Below are 2,438 nucleotides of genomic sequence, written 5' to 3' on the forward strand. Positions count from 1 at the left end.
AGATCGTCGGCCTTTCGCAAAAGGAGCACACTGAACCGCCCCGAGTTTTTTAGACGCCCTCGGCTTGCATTTTGTGCTGCCGTTCGAACTCGGCGGGCGACAGCATCCCGTTCCGCGCGTGCTTGCGGGTCGGATTGTAGAACATCTCGATGTAGTCGAACACGTCGGCTCGCGCTTCATCCCGCGTGCGGTAGACCTTGCGCCGGATCCGCTCGCGCTTGAGCAGGTTGAAGAAGCTCTCGGCCACCGCGTTGTCGTGGCAGTTGCCGCGCCGACTCATCGAGGGCTCCAGATCGTGGTGCTTCAGGAACGAAGTCCACTCCATGCTCGTGAACTGGCTGCCTTGATCGGAATGCACCAGCACGCGGCCCTTCGGCTTGCGTCGCCAGACGGCAGCCAGCAGCGCCTGAAGGGCGACATTGGTCGTCTGGCGCGCTTGCATCGACCATCCGACGATGCGGCGCGAGAAGAGATCGAGCACGACCGCCAGGTAGGCGAAGCCTTCGTGCGTGCGGATGTAGGTGATGTCCGTCACCCAGGCCTTGTCCGGCGCCTCGACGTCAAACCGGCGATCGAGCGTGTTGTCGACAGCCAGCGACGACTTGCCTCCGCACGCGCCAGGGCGGCGTTTGTACCCGATCTGAGCCCGGATGTCGGCCAGCCGCGCCAGCCGCGCCAGCCGCGCGACCCGGTTCGGACAGCAGTTCTCACCCATGTCCATGAGATCGTCGTGGAGCTTCCGGTAGCCGTAGACCTTGCTGCTGTCGCGCCAAGCCGTGCGAATGAGTTCGGTCTGGCGGCGGTCCTCCTTGGCGCGTCGGCTGAGCGGATCCTTCAGCCAGGCGTAGAAGCCGCTGGGCTGCACCGAGAGGCAACGGCACATGGCGCGGATCGAAAAGATCGAGCGATGCTCGGCAATGAACGCGTACTTCACTTTGCATCCTTGGCGAAGTACGCGGCCGCTTTTTTTAGGATGTCGCGCTCCTCGGTGACCCGCTGCAACTCGCGCTTCAGCCGGCGGACTTCGGCAGCCTGATCGTCATAATGGGCCGAGGCAGGCTTCGCGTACCGCTTCTTCCACTCGTAGAGCGAGTATTTGCTGATCCCAAGCCGGGCCGCCACCGCCGCAACCGGATAGCCTCGTTCGGTGATCTGAACGACCGCCTCGCGCTTGAAGTCCTCGGTGAAGTTCGCTTTGCCCATCGGGACCTCCTCGCCTCAAATTTAGGGAAGAAGGCGTCTAAAAATCTAGGGGCGGTTCAGAATCCAGCAAAAGGACCCAATGACCGACCTATGCAAAAAGTCACATATCAAGATATCTTGATGCTAAATTCAAGATATCTTGATGCTAAATCTAGAGCCTGTCGTCAATTGAGCCAGATCACGCTGGCTGCGAGATGGACAGCACCGAGGAAAATTCGGGCGGTCTTGTCGTAGCGTGTTGCGATCGCGCGGTATTGCTTGAGTCTGGCGAAGAAGTTCTCGATGAGGTGCCGTGCCTTGTATAGGTCACGGTCGTAATCGCGGGCGGTCTTGCGGTTCGCTTTGCTTGGGATCACCGCCGATTTGCCGGCGGCTAGGAGGGGCGCAATGATGCGCTTGTCGGCATCGAACGCTTTGTCGGCGATCAGCATGTCGGCCTTCATGTCCGCCAGCAGGTAGTCTGCCCCGACGAGGTCGTGGGCTTGGCCGCCGGTCAGATGAAAGCCGGTCGGGTTGCCGAGCGCATCGACCGTGGTGTGTATCTTGGTGCTCAATCCCCCGCGCGACCGCCCGATCGCCTGGTCGTCGCCCCCTTTTTGGGAGCGCCGGCGCTATGCTGATGGGCGCGCACGATCGTACTGTCGATCATCGCGTATTCATTGTCGGCGTCCGCCGCCAAGTGATTGAAAACGCGGCCCCATACTCCCGATTTGGACCATCGGCTGTGGCGCCGGTGGACATTCTTCCAATCGCCGAAGCGCTCCGGAAGATCACGCCACGGGATGCCGGCGCGATAGCGGTAGATCACCGCCTCGACGAACAGACGATTGTCTGCCGCCGTAACCCCGACATGCCCATCCCGCCCGGGAAGGAGGTCGCGGATGCGCTCCCATTGGGAGTCGCGAAGGCTGTAGCGTCGCACCGGTCAGCTCCAAAATGGCTGACCTTCTATGAATCGAAGTTTCCAGCGCGCCGGAAGCCCCTAAATGACGACAGGCCCTAGAACAGCGAGCCCTGATCCGGCTTTTCGCTGCGCTGGCGGCGCGGAGCCGGCCTTGCGTCGACGGGCGGCCCTCTCTCTCCCGCCACCGCGCCGCGTTCGCCGTCCGCGAACGCGATCCTGAGCGCCATTCCGTCCCGCACGTCGACGGCGCGGCGCAACAGCCGTCCCTCGCCGTCGCGCACCAGCGCGAAGCCGCGCGCCAGCACATTCTCATAGCCGAAGCTTTTGCGAA

General features: G+C 62.3%; 1 protein-coding gene and 2 pseudogenes. All 3 read right to left on the bottom strand.

The annotated features are described in order from the left end of the window. Positions 1 to 49 precede the first annotated feature (49 nt). Positions 50 to 1,203, bottom strand: a protein-coding gene (locus tag ACE3S9_RS18510) for an IS3 family transposase (protein ID WP_374547946.1) whose coding sequence is annotated in 2 segments (ribosomal slippage) — positions 50 to 972 and positions 972 to 1,203 — 1,155 coding nt in all. Because the reading frame shifts where the segments join, the coding sequence is not laid out codon by codon here. Positions 1,204 to 1,367: 164 nt separating this feature from the next. Beyond that, positions 1,368 to 2,125: pseudogene (locus tag ACE3S9_RS18515) on the bottom strand (IS5 family transposase). Positions 2,126 to 2,202: 77 nt separating this feature from the next. Beyond that, a pseudogene (locus ACE3S9_RS18520) lies at positions 2,203 to 2,438 on the bottom strand (exodeoxyribonuclease VII large subunit); the annotation flags it as partial.

This window comes from Rhodoblastus sp. (assembly GCF_041915505.1).
Classification (GTDB): domain Bacteria; phylum Pseudomonadota; class Alphaproteobacteria; order Rhizobiales; family Beijerinckiaceae; genus Rhodoblastus.